At 67.5% G+C, this 16,279-nt stretch carries 20 protein-coding genes; 9 read left to right on the top strand and 11 right to left on the bottom strand.

Translation table 11 applies throughout. The features are described from left to right. Window positions 1–94: 94 nt before the first annotated feature. The 3 genes from AC5P7A_RS06710 to AC5P7A_RS06700 are packed head-to-tail and all read right to left on the bottom strand — an operon-like array spanning window position 95 to window position 2,537. A complete protein-coding gene (locus tag AC5P7A_RS06710; RefSeq protein WP_445978504.1) occupies window positions 95–778 on the bottom strand; it encodes an HAD family hydrolase in 684 nt (227 codons plus the stop codon). Further along, window positions 775–1,476, bottom strand: coding sequence for a pseudouridine synthase (locus AC5P7A_RS06705; RefSeq protein ID WP_014645809.1), 702 nt, complete (start codon window positions 1,474–1,476; stop codon window positions 775–777). The genes AC5P7A_RS06710 and AC5P7A_RS06705 overlap by 4 nt, the downstream gene beginning before the upstream one ends. After that, window positions 1,473–2,537, bottom strand: a complete 1,065-nt coding sequence (locus AC5P7A_RS06700) for a class I SAM-dependent methyltransferase (RefSeq protein ID WP_423179436.1) — start codon at window positions 2,535–2,537, stop codon at window positions 1,473–1,475. Before AC5P7A_RS06700 ends, AC5P7A_RS06705 begins: the two co-directional genes overlap by 4 nt. 157 nt (window positions 2,538–2,694) lie before the next feature. Here AC5P7A_RS06700 and AC5P7A_RS06695 point away from each other — a divergent pair, with 157 nt between their 5' ends. After that, entirely contained in the window at window positions 2,695–2,958 is a 264-nt protein-coding gene (locus tag AC5P7A_RS06695; RefSeq protein ID WP_005407925.1) for a hypothetical protein, read from the top strand. Window positions 2,959–3,023: 65 nt separating this feature from the next. On the opposite strand, the gene AC5P7A_RS06690 is transcribed toward AC5P7A_RS06695, so the two are convergent. Continuing rightward, the gene (locus tag AC5P7A_RS06690) at window positions 3,024–3,317 is read right to left on the bottom strand and encodes a DUF3247 family protein (RefSeq protein ID WP_032959238.1); all 294 of its coding nucleotides are present in this window, start codon (window positions 3,315–3,317) and stop codon (window positions 3,024–3,026) included. A gap of 43 nt (window positions 3,318–3,360) precedes the next feature. Continuing rightward, window positions 3,361–5,349, bottom strand: coding sequence for a hybrid sensor histidine kinase/response regulator (locus AC5P7A_RS06685; RefSeq protein WP_014645806.1), 1,989 nt, complete (start codon window positions 5,347–5,349; stop codon window positions 3,361–3,363). Window positions 5,350–5,593: 244 nt separating this feature from the next. On the opposite strand from AC5P7A_RS06685, the gene AC5P7A_RS06680 reads away from it, so the two are divergent. Beyond that, window positions 5,594–6,160 (top strand): DUF3016 domain-containing protein, encoded by a 567-nt coding sequence (locus AC5P7A_RS06680; RefSeq protein ID WP_014645805.1) that lies wholly within the window; start codon window positions 5,594–5,596, stop codon window positions 6,158–6,160. A gap of 103 nt (window positions 6,161–6,263) precedes the next feature. On the opposite strand, the gene alr is transcribed toward AC5P7A_RS06680, so the two are convergent. Continuing rightward, complete coding sequence (alr, locus tag AC5P7A_RS06675; RefSeq protein ID WP_014645804.1) at window positions 6,264–7,331, bottom strand: alanine racemase; 1,068 nt, start codon at window positions 7,329–7,331, stop codon at window positions 6,264–6,266. After that, entirely contained in the window at window positions 7,310–8,614 is a 1,305-nt protein-coding gene (locus AC5P7A_RS06670; RefSeq protein WP_032959242.1) for a D-amino acid dehydrogenase, read from the bottom strand. Before AC5P7A_RS06670 ends, alr begins: the two co-directional genes overlap by 22 nt. A 149-nt stretch (window positions 8,615–8,763) precedes the next feature. On the opposite strand from AC5P7A_RS06670, the gene AC5P7A_RS06665 reads away from it, so the two are divergent. Next, complete coding sequence (locus tag AC5P7A_RS06665; RefSeq protein ID WP_004140558.1) at window positions 8,764–9,243, top strand: Lrp/AsnC ligand binding domain-containing protein; 480 nt, start codon at window positions 8,764–8,766, stop codon at window positions 9,241–9,243. A gap of 110 nt (window positions 9,244–9,353) precedes the next feature. On the opposite strand, the gene AC5P7A_RS06660 is transcribed toward AC5P7A_RS06665, so the two are convergent. Beyond that, a complete protein-coding gene (locus AC5P7A_RS06660; RefSeq protein WP_049441350.1) occupies window positions 9,354–9,530 on the bottom strand; it encodes a hypothetical protein in 177 nt (58 codons plus the stop codon). 144 nt (window positions 9,531–9,674) lie between these two features. Beyond that, on the bottom strand, window positions 9,675–10,049 hold the full coding sequence (locus AC5P7A_RS06655; protein ID WP_014645801.1) for a hypothetical protein: 375 nt from the start codon (window positions 10,047–10,049) through the stop codon (window positions 9,675–9,677). Window positions 10,050–10,189: 140 nt separating this feature from the next. Here AC5P7A_RS06655 and msrB point away from each other — a divergent pair, with 140 nt between their 5' ends. From msrB to AC5P7A_RS06630, 5 genes are all read left to right on the top strand, one after another. After that, window positions 10,190–10,657, top strand: coding sequence for a peptide-methionine (R)-S-oxide reductase MsrB (gene msrB / locus AC5P7A_RS06650; protein ID WP_005415117.1), 468 nt, complete (start codon window positions 10,190–10,192; stop codon window positions 10,655–10,657). Between the two features lie 91 nt (window positions 10,658–10,748). Continuing rightward, complete coding sequence (gene motA, locus AC5P7A_RS06645; RefSeq protein WP_014645799.1) at window positions 10,749–11,603, top strand: flagellar motor stator protein MotA; 855 nt, start codon at window positions 10,749–10,751, stop codon at window positions 11,601–11,603. A 3-nt stretch (window positions 11,604–11,606) separates the two neighbouring features. Further along, the gene (gene motB, locus AC5P7A_RS06640; RefSeq protein WP_046428632.1) at window positions 11,607–12,557 is read left to right on the top strand and encodes a flagellar motor protein MotB; all 951 of its coding nucleotides are present in this window, start codon (window positions 11,607–11,609) and stop codon (window positions 12,555–12,557) included. Window positions 12,558–12,654: 97 nt separating this feature from the next. Continuing rightward, window positions 12,655–13,143 (top strand): hypothetical protein, encoded by a 489-nt coding sequence (locus tag AC5P7A_RS06635; protein ID WP_046428629.1) that lies wholly within the window; start codon window positions 12,655–12,657, stop codon window positions 13,141–13,143. Window positions 13,144–13,156: 13 nt separating this feature from the next. After that, window positions 13,157–13,432 carry a DUF4031 domain-containing protein gene (locus AC5P7A_RS06630; RefSeq protein WP_046428626.1) on the top strand — a complete coding sequence of 92 codons (276 nt, stop codon included), beginning with the start codon at window positions 13,157–13,159 and terminating at the stop codon, window positions 13,430–13,432. Between the two features lie 55 nt (window positions 13,433–13,487). On the opposite strand, the gene AC5P7A_RS06625 is transcribed toward AC5P7A_RS06630, so the two are convergent. Next, window positions 13,488–14,030: a DUF6630 family protein gene (locus AC5P7A_RS06625; RefSeq protein ID WP_032959249.1), complete on the bottom strand. Its 543-nt coding sequence runs from the start codon at window positions 14,028–14,030 to the stop codon at window positions 13,488–13,490. Window positions 14,031–14,120: 90 nt separating this feature from the next. Here AC5P7A_RS06625 and AC5P7A_RS06620 point away from each other — a divergent pair, with 90 nt between their 5' ends. Next, window positions 14,121–14,369 (top strand): DUF3297 family protein, encoded by a 249-nt coding sequence (locus AC5P7A_RS06620; RefSeq protein WP_005415112.1) that lies wholly within the window; start codon window positions 14,121–14,123, stop codon window positions 14,367–14,369. 148 nt (window positions 14,370–14,517) lie between these two features. Here the strand turns inward: AC5P7A_RS06620 and AC5P7A_RS06615 are convergent, their stop codons facing one another. Beyond that, window positions 14,518–16,167 (bottom strand): Na+/H+ antiporter, encoded by a 1,650-nt coding sequence (locus AC5P7A_RS06615; RefSeq protein WP_014645794.1) that lies wholly within the window; start codon window positions 16,165–16,167, stop codon window positions 14,518–14,520. Between the last annotated feature and the right edge of the window lie 112 nt (window positions 16,168–16,279).

Genomic DNA, 16,279 nt, shown 5'->3' with positions numbered 1-16,279 from the left:
TGAACAGGTGTGCCGACCAACGGTCGGCACCCACCAGAAGATGTGGAGCCGAGCCCATGCCCGGCTCAGTGCCAACCAAGGTCGGCAGCCACCGCTACTTCGGCAGCAGCGGCAGCAGCAGGGCGTGCGCGTCCACCAGCGAGCCGACGATGCGGTGGCCCAGTGCGCGCAGCTCTTCATCCGGATGCACCAGGTCCGGCACCTGGATCACGGTCATGCCGGCGGCCAGTGCGGCCCGCGTGCCGGCCGGTGAATCTTCCAGCGCCAGGCAACGTTCGGGCGCCTGGCCCAGCCGCTGCGCGGCCAGCAGGTAGATATCCGGCGCCGGCTTCGGCTGCGCCACATCACCACTGGTGATCACGGCATCGAAGTACGGCAGCAGGCCTGCGGCCGCCAACTTGCGGTTGGCGCGCGGCTGCCGCGTGGTGGTCGCCACCGCACGCGGTACCGCGTGCGCCTTCAGCAGCTCCAGCAGCTCCAGGATGCCCGGCCGCAGCGGCAGCCCGGTCTGCGTGCGTGCTTCGTACAGCTCATGGCAACGTGCCGCCACCGCGTCGATCAGGCTGTCCTCGATGCCCTGCGCGCGCAGCAACGCATGCGTATCGTGGTCGCCGAGGCCGACCATGCGCAGGAACACCGCTTCCTCCAGGCCCAGCCCGAATTCGTCGGCGGCCTCGCTCCAGCAGGCCAGCGAGACCCGCTCGCTGTCGATCATCAAACCGTCCATGTCGAAGATGACGGCGTCGGGCAGGAACGGCAGCGCAGCGAAGGGGGTCATGGAGCGAACAACGTATCCAGGTCGGTGGAAGTGAGCTGCCGCCATTGCCCTTCGTCCAGCCCCTGCAGGTCCAGCCCGCCGACGCGGCTGCGGTGCAGGGCCTGCACGTGGTTGCCGGTGGCGGCGAACATGCGGCGTACCTGATGGTAGCGGCCTTCATGCAGCACCAGGCGTGCGCGACGCGCCTCCAGCACTTCGAGTTCAGCCGGCAGCAGGGGCGTCTTCTCGGACTCCAGCATCAGCGTGCCGCTGGCGAACAACGCCACTTCGTCGCCGCGCAGGTCCTCGCTCAACTCGACTTCGTAGACCTTCGGCAGCTTCGACTTCGGCGAGATGATCCGGTGCAGCAGGCCGCCATCGTCGGTCAGCAGCAGCAGGCCACTGGTCTCGCGGTCGAGGCGGCCCACCGTGGACAGCACCGGATCACGGTCGCGGAAGCGCGGCGGCAGCAGGTCGTAGATCAGGCGGCCGGTGTCCTTGGTCGAACAGGTGTAGCCGGCGGGCTTGTGCAGCGCGATCGACAGCCCCACCGGCGGGTCCAGCGGCTCGCCATCGACGCGGATCGCCTCGTGCGGCACCTGGTCATCGGCGTACAGCACCTCACCGTCGGCGTCGGTGACGCGGCCTTCGCGGAACATCCACTGCACCTGCTTGCGGCTGCCATAGCCCAGGTTGGCGATGAGCTTGACCAGCTTCACTTGCCCTTCCCCTTCACTGCTTCAACCAGCTTGAAACCGTCGCGCTCGGCGACCACGCGCACCGCACCGAAGCTGTCGTTGAGGGTGTGCTCGTACGGCAGATGGCGGTTGGCCACCACGTACAGGCGCCCGCCCGGGCGCAGCGCCTGCGCGGCCACGGCGATGAAGCGCTGGCCGATGTCCGGGCGGTCGGCACGCGACGGCGTGTGGAACGGCGGGTTGCTGATGATGACGTCGTAGCCCGGCTCGATGCCGGCGGTGACGTCGCGCCACAGGAAGCGCAGCGGCAGCGCGCGCGGCGGCGGCGCCAGGTTCAGTTCGGCCAGGGCCAGCGCACGCTGCTCGGCCTCGTACAGGTCCAGCGCGGTGATCTTCGGGCAGCGTTCCAGCAGCTCGCGCGAGAGATAGCCGTAGCCTGCGCCAAGGTCGGCGGCGCGGCCGGCCAGGTCGGCCGGCAGGTGCTCGGCCAGCAGCGCCGATGCCGGATCGATGCGGTCCCAGGCGAACACGCCCGGGCGGCTGAGGAAGCGTCCGCCCATGATCGGGCGCACCGCATCCAGCGCCGACCAGCGCTTGGCCAGGTCGGGGTCGTGCTGGCCCTGCAGCGGGGCGGTCCAGTACACGCGGCAGTGGTTCTTGGTCAGGCAGCCGCCGAGACCGGCCAGCTGCTTGAGGTCGCCTTCACCGGAGCGCGCGCCTTCGTTGTTGGCCTGGCAGGCAACGATGCGGCCGCCCTCGGCGACCAGCGCCAACGCGCGGGCGAACAGCGCACGGGCTTCTTCACGCTGGCGCGGTGGCAGCACCAGCACCAGCGGGTAACGGCCCTTGCCGGCCACATCGTCCAGCTGGCCGCTGACGGTCCAGCCGGTGGCCTGCTGCAGCGGCTGCGCGAACGGGGCAAAGCTCTGTTCGCAGTGCAGCTCGCGGTTGCCGGCCGCTTCGCGCAGCGGCCAGCCATCGCGGGCACGCAGGAAAGCCACCGGGCCCTCCGGCCAGCGCAGGGCGCCTTGGGAGAACGGCAGGAGCAGGGTCTGCAGGGGGGCGTCGTCGCTGGAGGCCATCGGCGCGGGTACTTCAAGCGTGAGGGCCGTCCATTGTACCGGCTTGGCCGGGCCGGCCCCGGCAGGCCGCTTTGCGAAACCCGAACGGGGCCTTGATCTGCCAGAAACATTGAAACGTTCAGGGTAGAGGCTCCCCCGGAAACCCAGGAGAACCTGCATGCGAGCCTTGTTCGTCGGTGGCGTCGTCGACAACAGTGAAATGGACCTGGAAGGCAGCCATCCGCCCGTGCACTACCCCGAGGACACCGGCGGCGGGCACTCGCGTTACCGGCTGCACCAGGTCGGCCATGGCGCCGATGGCAGCGTGGCCTATGCGGTATATGGCGCACCGGACCTGGCCGATGACGAGGTGGCCCGGGTGGCGGAAGAACGCGCCTACGCGCGCCGGTTCGAAGCGACGCCGACCTTGTTCGAGCATTGACACATCCGTAGCGCCCGAGCAGATGCTCGGGCGCCAGCCGAGCGTGGGCCCGGCTCTACATCGGATCAAGGCGCCTTGGGTGGCAGGCGGTTGATGCTGGCAATCTCGTCCAGCCACACATGGTGCTGCTGCACCGGCGTGTCGTAGTCATCCAGGCGCAACTGGCCGTTGCTGCCTTCATCACCAGCGACGTTGCGGTACTGCTGCACGGTTGGCCTCACGGCCACCGTGCCGAGCAGGCGGCGGCCATCGTGCAGAATCAGTTCCACCTGCGTTTCGCCTTCCAGCTGCGGCAGCAGGGCTTCCAGGCGCGCGATCTGCGCCGGATCGGTATGGATACGGGGAGCTATGCGGGACATCGGCGACCTCCTGCATGCAGGGTCGCCGATCGGCCGTGAATGCTCAGTGCAGCGCGCTGTCGGCGCGGGGTACCTGCACCTTGCGTACCGCAGCCACCAGCTGCGCCACCGAGTACGGCTTGGCCACGTGTTCCTGGAAACCCGACGCCAGCGCACGGCGGCGGTCATCGGCACGCGCCAGCGCGGTGACGGCGACCGCGGGCAGGGTCGTGGCATCCACGCCCATGTCCTCGCGCAGCGTGCGCACCAGGCCATAACCATCCATGCCCGGCATGCCGATGTCGGTCAGCATCACGTGGTACTGCAGATGGCCGGTGTCGGCCAGCAACGCCAGCGCCTCACCGGCCGAACTGGCCGCCGACACGCTGGCGCCCTGCTCTTCCAGCATGCGCCGCAGGTACTCCAGCACTTCCGGCTGGTCTTCCACCGCCAGCACGTGCATGCCGCGCAGCGGATACGGCTCGACGATCACCGGTTCCAGGATCGGCCCGCTGATCACTTCGCGCAGCGGGCGCCGCTCGGCATCGGGAAGGTGCTGCGGCAGGCGCACGGTGAACGTAGCGCCATGGCCGTGCCCCTCGCTGGCCGCGGCGACCGTGCCGCCATGCAGTTCGACCAGCTGCTGCACGATCGCCAGGCCCAGTCCCAGTCCACCATGGCGCCGGGTGGTGGTGCCATCGGCCTGGCGGAAGCGGCTGAACAGGTGATTGAGGAATTCGGGTGCGATGCCATCACCGGTGTCGCGCACGGTGATTTCCCAGTGGTTGCCGTCGGCCCGCAGCTGCAGGTCGATGCGGCCTTCAGCCGGGGTGAACTTGATCGCGTTCGAGAGCAGGTTCCAGAACACCTGCTGCAGGCGCGTCGCATCGCCCAGCACCAGGCTCGGCTGTTCGGGCAGCTGCAGGTGCACGTCCAGTGCCTTGCCTTCGGCCACCAGTTCCTGCGCGCCGATGGCCTCGCCCAGCACCGTGCGCAGGTCCAGCACTTCCACCTCCAGCTGCACCTTGCCCAGCAGCATGCTGCTGAGGTCCAGCATGTCCGAGATCAGCCGCTTCTGCGCGCCGGCGCTGTTGGCGATCACGTTCAGGCCCTTGTACAGAGGGCTGGTGTTGTCCACACGCTGCAGCAGCAGCTCACTCCACCCGAGGATGGTGGTCAGCGGCGTACGCAGTTCATGCGACAGCGTGGCCAGGAACTCGTCCTTCAGCCGCGCCATGTTCTCCGCAGCGCTGCGCGCGGCGCGCTCGGACTGCAGCAGTTCCTCGCGGGCCAGTTCGATCTCGCGGCGTTCGGTCACGTCCGGGCTGCTGCCGGCCAGGCCGATGAAGCGGCCCATCCGCGAGAAACGCGGGCGTGCGTTCATCTCCAGCCAACGCCACTGGCCATCGGCGCGCCGCGCACGCACCAGCGCGTGCATCGAACGCTGCGCCTTCAGCGCTTCCTGCAGTTCGTATTCGAATACCGACGCATCGTCCGGATGCACCAGGCCGCGCCAGACATCTTCCGGCACACGCGTCTCGTCGCCACCGAAGAACTCGCTGAAGGCGCTGTTGACGAAACGGGCATGGCCGCGCTCATCGAGCACCCACACCGGCATCGGCAGGCCGTCGGCCAGCGCGCTGAAGCGCGCTTCGCTCTCGCCCAGCTCCACTTCCATCTGCTTGCGTGCGGTGATGTCGAAGAACAGGATGCCGACCTTGTCCTCGCCTGGCCGGCCCACGCGCACCGCGTCGACCGCGAACGAACGACCCAGCGCACGCGCTTCCATCTCGAACTGGGCAGGACGGCCGCTGCGTGCGACCTCGCCGTAGATACGGAACCAGTCCTGCTCATGGTTGGGTTCCAGCTCGGTCATGCGCTGTCCACGCGCATCCTTCAGCCCGGTGTGGCGCTCGAAGGCATCGTTGACCTCGAGGAAACGATAGTCGACCGCACGATCGCCCTCGAACAGCACCTGGATCACGCAGAAACCAGCGTTGATGCGCTCAAGCACGCCATGATGCAGGTCGGGTTCGGGCGCCTGCACCATCATCGGTGGGCGCTCCACGAGGGGCGGCAGTGTGGACAAGGGCGTCTGGACGGGCCGGATTGGAAGCACAGCATCTTCCAAAGCGCGTATTCACAGCGTCAAGCGCCGTCAGTCATGGTTGACGACGATGAATTGGCGGCAACCGCTCTTGTCGGTGTCGCAATCGGCCGTTGCGGTGGCTGGAAAGCGGGATCACACTCGATCTATAAATCGCATCGTCCCCGTCGATGGGACGCAGGAGACCGTCATGAACCGCTCGTTGGCCACTGCCCTGCTGCTGGCAGGCGCCCTCATGGCGGGCAGCGCGAACGCCGCGCCGCGCGCCGTCACCGATCCGGATGCGCCCCGCGCGCTGCAGGCCAATGGCCCGGTCAGCGTGAAGTGGGACGATCCAGCCGGATTCACCGAAATCCGCCAGAGCACCAACCGCTTCGAGGCCGAACGCGGCAACTGGGTGCAGCAGCTGGCCAGCTACGTGCAGACCACGGCGGCCAAACCGCTGCAGCCCGGGCAGACCCTGGACGTGACCCTGGTCGACATCAAGCGCGCCGGCGACTACGAGCCCTGGCACGGCCCGCGCGGCAGCGACATCCGGATCATGCGGGACATCTATCCGCCGCGGATCACCCTGCAGTACACGCTGAAGGACGCCAGTGGTCGCATCGTCGATGAGGGCGAAGCCAAGCTCAGCGACACCGGCTACCTGCACAACCTGGGGCTGAAGAGCGACAGCGATCCGCTGCGCTACGAGAAGCGCCTGATCGACGACTGGGTGAAGCGCGAGCTGAGCACGCGGGCTACTGCTGCACGATGATTCCGGGCAGCTCTACCTGCCGGCAGGTGTCGACCTTGGTCGACACGCATTGCACGGTGCCGACCAGGGTAGGCTTCTACCAGAGCCGAGCGCGGGCTCGGCTCTACACGTAGACTTTCGCCACGCGCTTGACCGCGCACGGCAGCTGGTAGGCACTCACGCCGCAGCGCGGCGCCAGTTCCGACAGCGTCGGCGCAGAACCCCACAGTTCCACCACACTGCCGATGCCGGCCTGCGCATGCGCGGTCAGGTCCACCGTCAGCATGTCCATCGACACGCGCCCGATCAGTACGCCGGGCTGGCCATCGATCAGTACCGGCGTGCCGTTGGGGGCGAACTGCGGATAACCGTCGGCATAGCCAAGCGCGACCACGCCCACGCGGGTGCGCGCCTTGGCCACGAAGCGTGCGCCATAGCCCACCGGCTCACCGGCCTCGATCCATCGCTCGGCAATCACCTTCGACTGCATCGTCATCACCGGGCGCAGGCGCTCGGTCAGCGCGGTGTTGTCCGGCAGCGGATTGGCGCCGTACAGCATCAGGCCCGGGCGCACCCAGTCGCTGCGTACATCCGGCCAGCCCAGCAGTGCCGGCGAATTGCACACGCTGGTCTCGCCGTCCAGGCCGTCGATGGCGCGCGCGAAGGTCGCCGCCTGTTCATGGGTGCGTTCGCTGTCCAGCTCGTCGGCACGCGCCAGGTGGGTCATCAGCACGATGCGCTCGACCTGCGGCAGCGCCGACAGGCGTGCATGCGCGGCGCGGAAGCTGTCCACGTCCAGGCCGAGGCGATGCATGCCGCTGTCCAGCTTCAGCCACACGGTCAGCGGGCGCGGGCTGTCGAATGCAACCAGCGCTTCCAGCTGCCACGGCGAGCCCACCGCGAACCAGAAATCGTGCTCGGCCACCAGCGCCATGTCACTGGGTTCGAAGATGCCTTCCAGCAGCAGGATCGGCGCACGGATCCCGGCCTGGCGCAGTTCCAGCGCCTCTTCGATGGTGGCCACGCCGAAACCATCAGCCTCGCCTTCGAGCGCCTGTGCACAGCGCACCGCGCCATGGCCATAGGCATCGGCCTTGATGATCGCCAGGGCCTTGCCACCGCCCAGTTCACGGGCAAGCCGGTAATTGCTGCGCAGGGCGCCCAGATCGATCAGCGCGCGGGCAGGACGCATGTGCGGTTCTCATGTTGCGGGGCGTGACCGTACTGGCCGTAGCGGAAAATATCCAGGCCTTCGGTGCTGATCTGCGGCTGGCGCGCGCTCATCAGGTCGGCCAGGTAACGGCCCGAGCCGCAGGCCATGGTCCAGCCCAGGGTGCCGTGGCCGGTGTTGAGGTACAGGTTGCGGAACGGCGTGGCGCCGATCACCGGCGTGCCGTCCGGCGTGGCCGGGCGCAGGCCTGTCCAGAACTGTGCGCGCGACAGGTCGCCGCCCTTCGGGTAGAGGTCGCTGACCACCAGCTCCAGGGTCTCGCGACGACGCTGCGACAGCGACAGGTCGAAACCGGCCACTTCGGCCATGCCACCGACGCGGATGCGGTCGTCGAAGCGGGTGACCGCCACCTTGTAGCTCTCGTCGAGGATGGTCGAGGTCGGCGCCATCGCCGGGTCGGTGATCGGCAGGGTCAGCGAATAGCCCTTCAGCGGGTACACCGGCAGGCGCATGCCCAGCGGTGCGACCAGCGCCGGCGAATAGCTGCCGAGCGCGACCACGAAGCGGTCGGCGGTTTCCCGCTTGCCGTCGATGCGCACGCCGGTGATGCGGTCGCCCTCGAACTCGAGGCCGGTGATGTCCTGGTCGAAGCGGAACTCGACACCGGCATCCACGCACATCTGCGCCAGGCGCCGGGTGAACAGCTGGCAGTCGCCGGTCTGGTCACGCGGCAGGCGCAGCGCGCCGACCAGGCCGTCGACATGGGCCAGGGCCGGTTCGGCCTGGATGATGCCGGCGCGGTCCAGCACCTCGTACGGCACGCCGTACTGGGCCAGGATCTCGATGTCCTGCGCAGAGGCATCCAGCTGCTGCTGGGTGCGGAACAGCTGCGTGGTGCCCAGGTCGCGGCCTTCGAACTCGATGCCGATCTGCGCGCGCAGCTCGTTCAGGCAGTCGCGGCTGTACTCGGACATGCGCACCATGCGCGCCTTGTTGATCGCGTAGCGCTCGTGGGTGCAGTTGCGCAGCATCTGCCACAGCCAGCGGTACTGGGCCAGGTCCATGCCCGGCTTGATCGCCAGCGGCGCATGCTTCTCGAACAGCCAGCCGATGGCCTTCTTCGGCACGCCCGGGGCGGCCCACGGCGAGGTGTAGCCGAACGACAGCTGGCCGGCATTGGCGAAGCTGGTTTCCAGCGCCGGGCCGGGTTGGCGGTCGATGACCGTGACTTCAAACCCGGCCTGTCGCAGGTACCAGGCACTGGTGGTGCCGATCACGCCGCTGCCGAGAACTAGGACTCGCATGGGACTTCTCCAACCCGATCATTCCCTGCACTGGAGCGTGCCGGGACCATAATTGGGGAAGTATAGACAGCCAATCCCAGTTGATTTGCCTGATTTGAAATCAATCGGCAGGATGTTCTCCTGCAATTCATTCCCCAAGGTTGACGGCCATGGCCACCCGTACCCGCGAACTGGACAAGATCGACCGCAAGATCCTGCGCATCCTGCAGGCGGAGGGCCGTATTTCCTTCACCGAACTGGGTGAGCGGGTCGGCCTGTCGACCACCCCGTGCACCGAGCGCGTGCGCCGGCTCGAGCGCGAAGCGGTGATCACCGGCTACCACGCCCACCTGGACCCGGCGGCGGTGAAGGCCAGCCTGCTGGTATTCGTAGAGATCAGCCTGGCCTACAAGTCCGGTGACATCTTCGAAGAGTTCCGGCGCGCCGCCCTGAAGCTGCCCAATGTGCTCGAGTGCCATCTGGTCTCGGGCGACTTCGATTACCTGCTGAAGGCACGGATCAGTGAGATGGCCTCCTACCGCAAGCTGCTCGGCAGCACCTTGCTGACACTGCCGCATGTGCGTGAATCCAAAAGCTACATCGTGATGGAAGAAGTGAAGGAAACGCTGAGCCTGCCGATTCCGGATTGAGGCGGTCGCAGGTTGGGGTCAGAGCCCGCGTTGCGGGATCCGGCCCCGGTCGGGGTCAGGCAAGGGGTCAGATCCCGCGCAGCGGGCTCTGACCCCGGTCATGTCGCCAGTCAGCGCTGCTGCGGATGCTTCTGCGAGCGCTGTTCCTGCTGCTTGCCACCCTTGTGCGGCTGCTGCGGTTCCATCTGTTGTTGCTGCTGTTGCTGCGGGTTGCGGCCCTGCGGTTCCTTGCCGGGATGACGGTTCTGCTGGTTTTTCATGATCGCGATCCAGTGGACAAAGGACATGCGGCGGCGGAATGCCGGCGCAGGGCCACGGTGGTCCCGGCACGGTTAATCGCAGGCGAAAAAGCAGTGATCGGCAGGATGTTGTTTTCGTGCGTTCAGGCCGTGCAGTGTGTGGAAGCTGCCACCCTTGCCTGGCATCCGAGGTCAGCGCTTGATCTGCTGCCCATCGCCGGCCGGCACGCTGTCGTAATAGCGGCCGGTACGCGAATCGAACACCCGGTTCGGGCCAGCCGGGCGCACGCCAGGCACGATGCGGCCATTGCGGTCATAGACCTTGTCGGCCGGCCTCGGCGCCGGGGTGGGCGCAATCCGGGCAGGACCCGTGGACCTGATCGGCTGCGCCGGCTGCGGCGACGGCAGCACCTGCGGCTGCGGGCGTGCGGCCTGCGGCGGCGGTACCACCGGCGCCGGAGCCACGGTGGTCGCGCTGCGGGTGACCGTCGGGTCGGCAGCAGGCACCTGGGCCAGCGCCAACGTGGGCAACAGGGCCATCAGCAGCAGGGGAAGGGTCGGTTTCATGGCACGCTCCGGCGTGGATCGCATTTACCTTGCGCCTGCGCCTGTGTGCCGCCCATGAACGGCCGTCACACTTGCAAGCGCGCGCCGGCACCCCCACGTTTTCCGGCATCCCCAGGCCATCGACCCCACGGAGAGCCGGCATGACTGCCTTCGACCTGACGCCCCCCACTGCCACCCAGACCGAGGCGCTGATCGCCGGCCTCAGCAGCGAAGAGCGCCGCGTGCTGCTGCAGCACGGTACCGAAGCGCCGTTCTGCGGCGTGTTCCTGGACAACAAGCGCGAGGGCGTCTACTGCTGCCGGCTGTGCGCGCTGCCGCTGTTCCGCTCCAGCACCAAGTTCGATTCCGGCACCGGCTGGCCCAGCTTCTTCGCCCCGTTCGACCCGGCGCACGTGCGCGAGATCCGCGATACCAGCCATGGCATGGTGCGCACCGAGATCACCTGCGCGCGCTGCGGCAGCCACCTCGGCCACGTGTTCCCGGATGGTCCGCCGCCCACCTACGAGCGCCACTGCCTGAACTCCGTCTCACTTTCGTTCACCGGCAATGGCGAGCCCTGGCCCGACCCGTTGCAGCGTGGCGGCGCGGAAAGCGGTGTGGCGGGCTGAAACACCCCGCTGACCGATTTCACAGAATTCCCTCTTCAGAAAACCGGGTGACGGGCCGACAAGGAGATATCCCCTCTCCTTGCGTCGCCCCATGCTCATCATCGTTGGATTCCTGGTCGTCATCATCAGCGTGATCGGGGGCTACCTCGGTGCCCACGGCCGCCTGGGTGCCCTCTGGCAGCCCTACGAGCTGGTCATCATCGGCGGTGCCGCACTGGGTGCGTTCCTGGTCGGCACCCCGGCCAAGACGGTCAAGCAGACCCTGCAGGCCATGGTCGGCGTGTTCAAGGGCCCGCGCTACAAGCAGCAGGACTACATCGATGTCCTCAGCCTGCTCTATGAACTGCTCAACAAGGCCCGCCGCGAAGGCTTCATGGCCCTGGAAGACCATGTCGAGCGGCCGGCCGAGAGCGCCCTGTTCGCCAACTACCCCAAGGTGCAGGCCGACCACCACCTGATCGACTTCATCACCGACTGCCTGCGCCTGATGATCGGCAGCAACATCGAGCCGCACGAGCTGGAGCCGCTGCTGGAGCTGGAACTGGAAAAGCACCACGCCGAGGCCATGGCGCCGTCGCAGGTGCTGACCAAGGTCGCCGACGGACTGCCCGGTTTCGGCATCGTCGCGGCGGTGCTCGGCATCGTCATCACCATGGGCTCGATCGGCGGTGACATCGTCGAGGTCGGTGGCCACGTGGCCGGCGCGCTGGTCGGTACCTTCCTCGGCATCCTGCTGGGCTACGGCTTCGTCGGCCCGATGGCGGCAGCAATGGAGGCACGCGCCGAGCAGGACAGCCGCATCTATGAATCGGTCAAGACCGCCCTGCTGGCCTGCCTGCGCGGCTACAACCCGAAGATCGCGCTGGAATTCGCCCGCAAGACGCTGCCGTCGAACGTGCGCCCGGCCTTCTCCGATTTCGAGCAGCACCTGAAGACGGTCAAGTAAACCATGGCCGAGACCAAGCCCACTGTCATCGTCCGCCGGGTCAAGAAGGCCGGCCACGCCGCCCATCATGGCGGTTCGTGGAAGGTGGCCTATGCTGACTTCGTGACCGCGATGATGGCGTTCTTCCTGGTGCTGTGGCTGATGGCCACCACCAACAAGAACGACCGTGCGGCCATTTCCGAGTACTTCCGCAACCCCAGCCCGCTGAGCGGGCAGAACGCCACGCCGGCGCCCGGCATGGCCGGCCCGGGCGGCGCCAGCACCTCGATGATCAAGCTGGGTGGTGCCACCGACATCTCGCGCGGCAGCAGCAACGATCCCTTCCAGAACCAGAAGGAAGCGGTGCCGCAGCCGGTGGACCAGCAGCAGCGCGACAAGCAGCAGCTGGAAGCGTTGATGAAGGAACTGCAGGAAGCGATCAGCAGGAGCCAGGCACTGGAGCCGTTCAAGGACCAGCTGCTGCTGGACCTGACCCCGGAAGGCCTGCGCATCCAGATCGTGGACAAGCAGAACCGGCCGATGTTCGACCTCGGCAGCGCTACGCTGAAGCCGTATACGCAGCAGATCCTGCACGAGCTGGCCAACTACCTGAACCACGTGCCGAACCGGATCAGCCTGACCGGCCACACCGACATCACCGCCTATTCGGCCGAGCGCGGCTACGGCAACTGGGAGCTGAGCGCCGATCGTGCCAACGCCGCACGGCGTGCGCTGGTGGACGGTGGCCTGGAGGACAGCAAGATCACCCGCGTGGTCGGCCTGTCTTCGTCGGTGCTGTTCGACAAGGCCGACCCGCAGAACCCGATCAACCGCCGCATCAGCATCGTGGTGATGACCCAGGCCGCCGAAGCGGCCGCCCTGGCCGGTGCCGGCCCGCAGGTGGGACTGTCGGCGCCGACCGCCGACCCGGACGTGCAGGCCGCGCAAGGTGAGGCCGCGCCCGTGGCACATTGAACCGGGGTCAGATCCCTTTCCCATGGAAAGGGATCTGACCCCGCCTGTGTGCGGCCGGTACAATGGCGGTCTTTCCGTTTCCAGGTGACCCCACCCCATGTCCCAGAACTCCAAGGCCAAGCGCGACAAGCGCAAGAAGCAGCAGGCCAAGCGCCCGTTCCTCCGCCTGAATGCCCAGCAGCAGGTGCAGAACCATGCCGTGCTGACCAACGAAGACGGCCAGGTGGTAGCGGCCATCGGCCTGCAGGGCCGTGAGTGGCTGCTGGCCATCGGCGGCCAGACCATGGGCAACGCCGAAAACCCGGTGCCGATGCTGGCCATGCTCAAGCACCTGTCCAACGTGCAGGAAAAGGAAGGCCGCAAGGTCAACCTGGAGTACTCGGAACTGCTGCAGAAGCTGCTGGACACCCTGGCTGCCGAATCCGAGCAGACCGCTGACGAATACCTGGACAAGCTGGTTGCCGAATTCGAAGGCGTCGACGCCGCTGAGGGCGAAGAAGGCGAAGCCGTCGAAGGCGACGCGGCCGAAGAAGCCGCTGCCGAGGCCGCCCCGGCCGCTGACAGCGACAGCAAGCCGCAGGCCTGAACCGGCCGCGGCGGTGACGGTCTACGTCGATGACGCGGTGCATCCCTGGCGCGGACAGCGCTGGGCGCACCTGATGGCCGACACCCTGGCCGAGCTGCACGCGATGGCGGCGCAGCTCGGCATTCCCCCGCGGGCCTTCCAGAACAAGGCCAGCGGTGCTCACTACGACGTCACTGCCGAGCTGCGCGCACAGGCAATAGCGCTCGGTGCGCGGGCGATTTCCCGGCACACCGACCGCGAGCTGGTCAAAGCGGTGATTGCCAACGCCAGGGCGCAGTACCGGCCGTAGGCCGCGCCCAGCAGATCGTCCCCGCCGGGTCGTGCCCGGCGGATCGGCCCATCGCTCAGAACGGGTCGCTGCCCAGCCGGATTTCCACGTTCAGCAGCGAGCACAGCGCCAGCATCGCGTCGTCGTCGCGGGTCAGCGCCATCACGCCGGTGAAGCCGTCGCTGCCGGCATCCACGCTCCACAGCGTGTAGTTGTGCTCGCGCAGGCGGTCGAAGGCGGTGGACATCAGCTGCACGCCGTCCAGGCCCTCGGCGAAGTCCTCGTCGTCCAGGTCGCCGCCCCAGTCCAGTTGCAGGTTGAAGCGCGCCGACAGCTCGTTCACCGCCGACTGCAGCGATTCCAGGTCATCGCGCTCCACATCGAAACCGGACTGCCAGGCGATGGCCGTGAACAGGGCCGGCAGCCAGTCGCTGTCCGCTTCCAGCGGCTGCCCGTCCTCGGACAGGTGCTCGCGCCAGCGGTTGAACTGCTGCAGGGCCAGCTCTTCGTCGCCCGGGTTGATCAGCACCAGCAGGTTCCAGACCCGCGCCTCGAAGCCCTCCTCGTCGAAGTCGTGGATGTCTTCCTCGAAGTCGAAATAGTCGCTGTTGTCGGGCATGGCGGAACGTCCTCTGGGGCAGGCCCGCATTCTACGGTTTATCCTGTGCCGCTGAAGCCGGCCTTGGTGGCCGTCACTGTGAATGAAGCGATGAGCGATACCCCTCCCGACCACCTGGCGATCAACCCGGCCAGCCCCTTCCATGATGCACAGGCGCTGGAGCGCGGCGTTGGCGTGCGTTTCAACGACGTCGAGCGCGACAACGTCGAGGAATACTCGGTCAGCGAAGGCTGGATCCGCGTGCAGGCCGGCAAGGCCCGCGACCGCCGCGGCAATCCGATGACCATCAAGGTCAAGGGCAAGGTCGAGGTGTATTTCCTGGACCAGAAGCCGGAATAACCGGCACCGGCATGTAGAGCCGAGCCCGTGCTCGGCTGCTTTTCGTTCCGGGTTCATGACGCCTGAAGCAAGCGCAGCCGAGCACGGGCTCGGCTCTACATGGCAGGGCGGAATAGGCGTCAGCGTCAGCAACGCCCGGTCCCAGGCGTCATTCGCGCTTGCGCGATTCCAGCAGGTCCAGGTTGCGGATCAGGCGCCGCGAGATCTCATCGGAGATCACCCCGCGCCGGGTCAACCGGAACAGTTCCTCGCGCTCGGCATTGAGGCCCGCGCTGCGCAGCTGGCGGTAGCCCAGCTCCATGCGCCGCACCTTCTCCGGGTCCACGTCGGGGCCGTCGTTGTCTTTCTCCAAGTGCCGCTGGTACAGCAGGCTCACCCGCGAGGCAGCATCGTTGTACAGCTGCACGTTCTCGGTGTTCTGGTTCATCACCAGCTGCTGGCGCATGCGTTCGACCCCGGCCAGCGCGGCCTTGGAGGACAGCTTGCGTGCCAGGTCCTCTTCCTTGCGCTCGCCCGAATCGGCTGGCAGCTGCAGGCCCTTCAGCAGCTGCGGCAGCGCCACGCTGGCGCCGATCAGCGAGAACAGGATCACCGCCGCGGCCAGAAAGATCACCAGGTCGCGCGCCGGGAACGCACTGCCATCGGGCAGGAACAGCGGCAGGGTCAACACACCGGCCAGGGTGATCGCGCCGCGCACACCAGCCACCGAGGTCGCCACCACGATGCGCCAGTTCGGCGCCTCGCCCCGCTCCAGGCCACGGCGGCGCGCGCGCAGCAGGTTCCAGCGCAGCGACAGCCATACCCACAGCAGGCGCAGCAGGATCAGCGCCAGGTTGATCACCACCACGTATACCAGCAGCCACCATGCACTCTGGTGGCCGGACTCGTTCATGGTGGTGGTGGCGCGCTCGACGATGCCCGGCAGCTGCTCGCCCAGCAACACGAACATGATGCCGTTGAAGCTGAACTGCAGCATGTTCCAGACGCCCGCGCGCTGCACGCGCATGCTGCCGGAGACACGGCCGGTCAGCTCGACGTAGCTCATCGCGATACCGGCGGCGACCGCAGCGAGGATGCCCGAGGCATGGATTTCTTCGGCGAGCAGGTAGGCCGCGAACGGAATCAGCAGGTTGACCAGCATCGCCGCACCCGGCTCTTCGCCGAAGCGGCGCCACAACCAGCGCTGGAAGGTGGACACGCCGAGGGTGACCGCCACGCCCACGGCAAGGCCGGCCACCGCCACCCACAGGAAGGTCAGCGAGGCCGTGGCCAGCGAGAAGGAGCCGGTCATCACCGCGGCCACCGCGAAACGGAAGCAGACCAGGCCGGACGCATCGTTGAGCAGCGACTCGCCTTCCAGGATGTGCATCAGGCGCTTCGGGATCGGTGCCTTGGAGGCGATCGCCCCGACCGCCACCGGGTCGGTCGGCGAGACGATGGCCGCCAGCGCGAAGCACACTGCCAGCGGCATCACCGGAATCATCCAGTGGATCAGCAGGCCGGCGCCGATCACAGTGAACACCACCAGGCCGAACGCCAGTTCGAGGATCGCGCCCTTGTCGCGGAACAGGCCCTGCTTGGGAATGCGCCAGCCGTCCAGGAACAGCAGCGGCGGCAGGAACAGCAGGAAGAACACTTCCGGCTCCAACGCATGGCCGCGGTTGAACACGCCGGCGATCACCGCGCCCAGGCCGATCTGCACCAGCGGCAACGGCAGCGAGAACGGGAGGACGCGAACCAGGTAGCCGCTGGCGACAACGGCCACCAGCATCGCCAGGACGACTTCAATGGTATGCATGCTTCTTCCAGGAAGCGGCGCGTGGGGAGGCACGAGGGCCAGCGCCGGAAACCCGGAAAAAACTACCACATGCGGCCCTGACCGCGACGGCCGGGGCCGCCGCGCGTCAGCC

Source organism: Stenotrophomonas sp. YJH_SMC_65, assembly GCF_059369475.1.
The sequence above is the reverse complement of the archived record's forward strand: the minus strand, read 5'-3'. Positions and strand labels throughout refer to the sequence as shown.

Excerpts from the sequence above, each read along its gene's own strand:
- AC5P7A_RS06635 (WP_046428629.1), top strand. The coding sequence starts at position 12,655 with ATGTCCCAGAACTCCAAGGCCAAGCGCGACAAGCGCAAGAAGCAGCAG.
- AC5P7A_RS06620 (WP_005415112.1), top strand. The coding sequence starts at position 14,121 with ATGAGCGATACCCCTCCCGACCACCTGGCGATCAACCCGGCCAGCCCC.
- AC5P7A_RS06695 (WP_005407925.1), top strand. The coding sequence starts at position 2,695 with ATGCGAGCCTTGTTCGTCGGTGGCGTCGTCGACAACAGTGAAATGGAC.
- motA (WP_014645799.1), top strand. The coding sequence starts at position 10,749 with ATGCTCATCATCGTTGGATTCCTGGTCGTCATCATCAGCGTGATCGGG.
- AC5P7A_RS06665 (WP_004140558.1), top strand. The coding sequence starts at position 8,764 with ATGGCCACCCGTACCCGCGAACTGGACAAGATCGACCGCAAGATCCTG.
- AC5P7A_RS06615 (WP_014645794.1), bottom strand. The coding sequence starts at position 16,167 with ATGCATACCATTGAAGTCGTCCTGGCGATGCTGGTGGCCGTTGTCGCC.
- AC5P7A_RS06700 (WP_423179436.1), bottom strand. The coding sequence starts at position 2,537 with ATGGCCTCCAGCGACGACGCCCCCCTGCAGACCCTGCTCCTGCCGTTC.
- AC5P7A_RS06685 (WP_014645806.1), bottom strand. The coding sequence starts at position 5,349 with ATGATGGTGCAGGCGCCCGAACCCGACCTGCATCATGGCGTGCTTGAG.
- AC5P7A_RS06625 (WP_032959249.1), bottom strand. The coding sequence starts at position 14,030 with ATGCCCGACAACAGCGACTATTTCGACTTCGAGGAAGACATCCACGAC.
- motB (WP_046428632.1), top strand. The coding sequence starts at position 11,607 with ATGGCCGAGACCAAGCCCACTGTCATCGTCCGCCGGGTCAAGAAGGCC.
- AC5P7A_RS06670 (WP_032959242.1), bottom strand. The coding sequence starts at position 8,614 with ATGCGAGTCCTAGTTCTCGGCAGCGGCGTGATCGGCACCACCAGTGCC.
- AC5P7A_RS06690 (WP_032959238.1), bottom strand. The coding sequence starts at position 3,317 with ATGTCCCGCATAGCTCCCCGTATCCATACCGATCCGGCGCAGATCGCG.
- AC5P7A_RS06660 (WP_049441350.1), bottom strand. The coding sequence starts at position 9,530 with ATGTCCTTTGTCCACTGGATCGCGATCATGAAAAACCAGCAGAACCGT.
- AC5P7A_RS06655 (WP_014645801.1), bottom strand. The coding sequence starts at position 10,049 with ATGAAACCGACCCTTCCCCTGCTGCTGATGGCCCTGTTGCCCACGTTG.
- AC5P7A_RS06680 (WP_014645805.1), top strand. The coding sequence starts at position 5,594 with ATGAACCGCTCGTTGGCCACTGCCCTGCTGCTGGCAGGCGCCCTCATG.
- AC5P7A_RS06710 (WP_445978504.1), bottom strand. The coding sequence starts at position 778 with ATGACCCCCTTCGCTGCGCTGCCGTTCCTGCCCGACGCCGTCATCTTC.
- alr (WP_014645804.1), bottom strand. The coding sequence starts at position 7,331 with ATGCGTCCTGCCCGCGCGCTGATCGATCTGGGCGCCCTGCGCAGCAAT.
- msrB (WP_005415117.1), top strand. The coding sequence starts at position 10,190 with ATGACTGCCTTCGACCTGACGCCCCCCACTGCCACCCAGACCGAGGCG.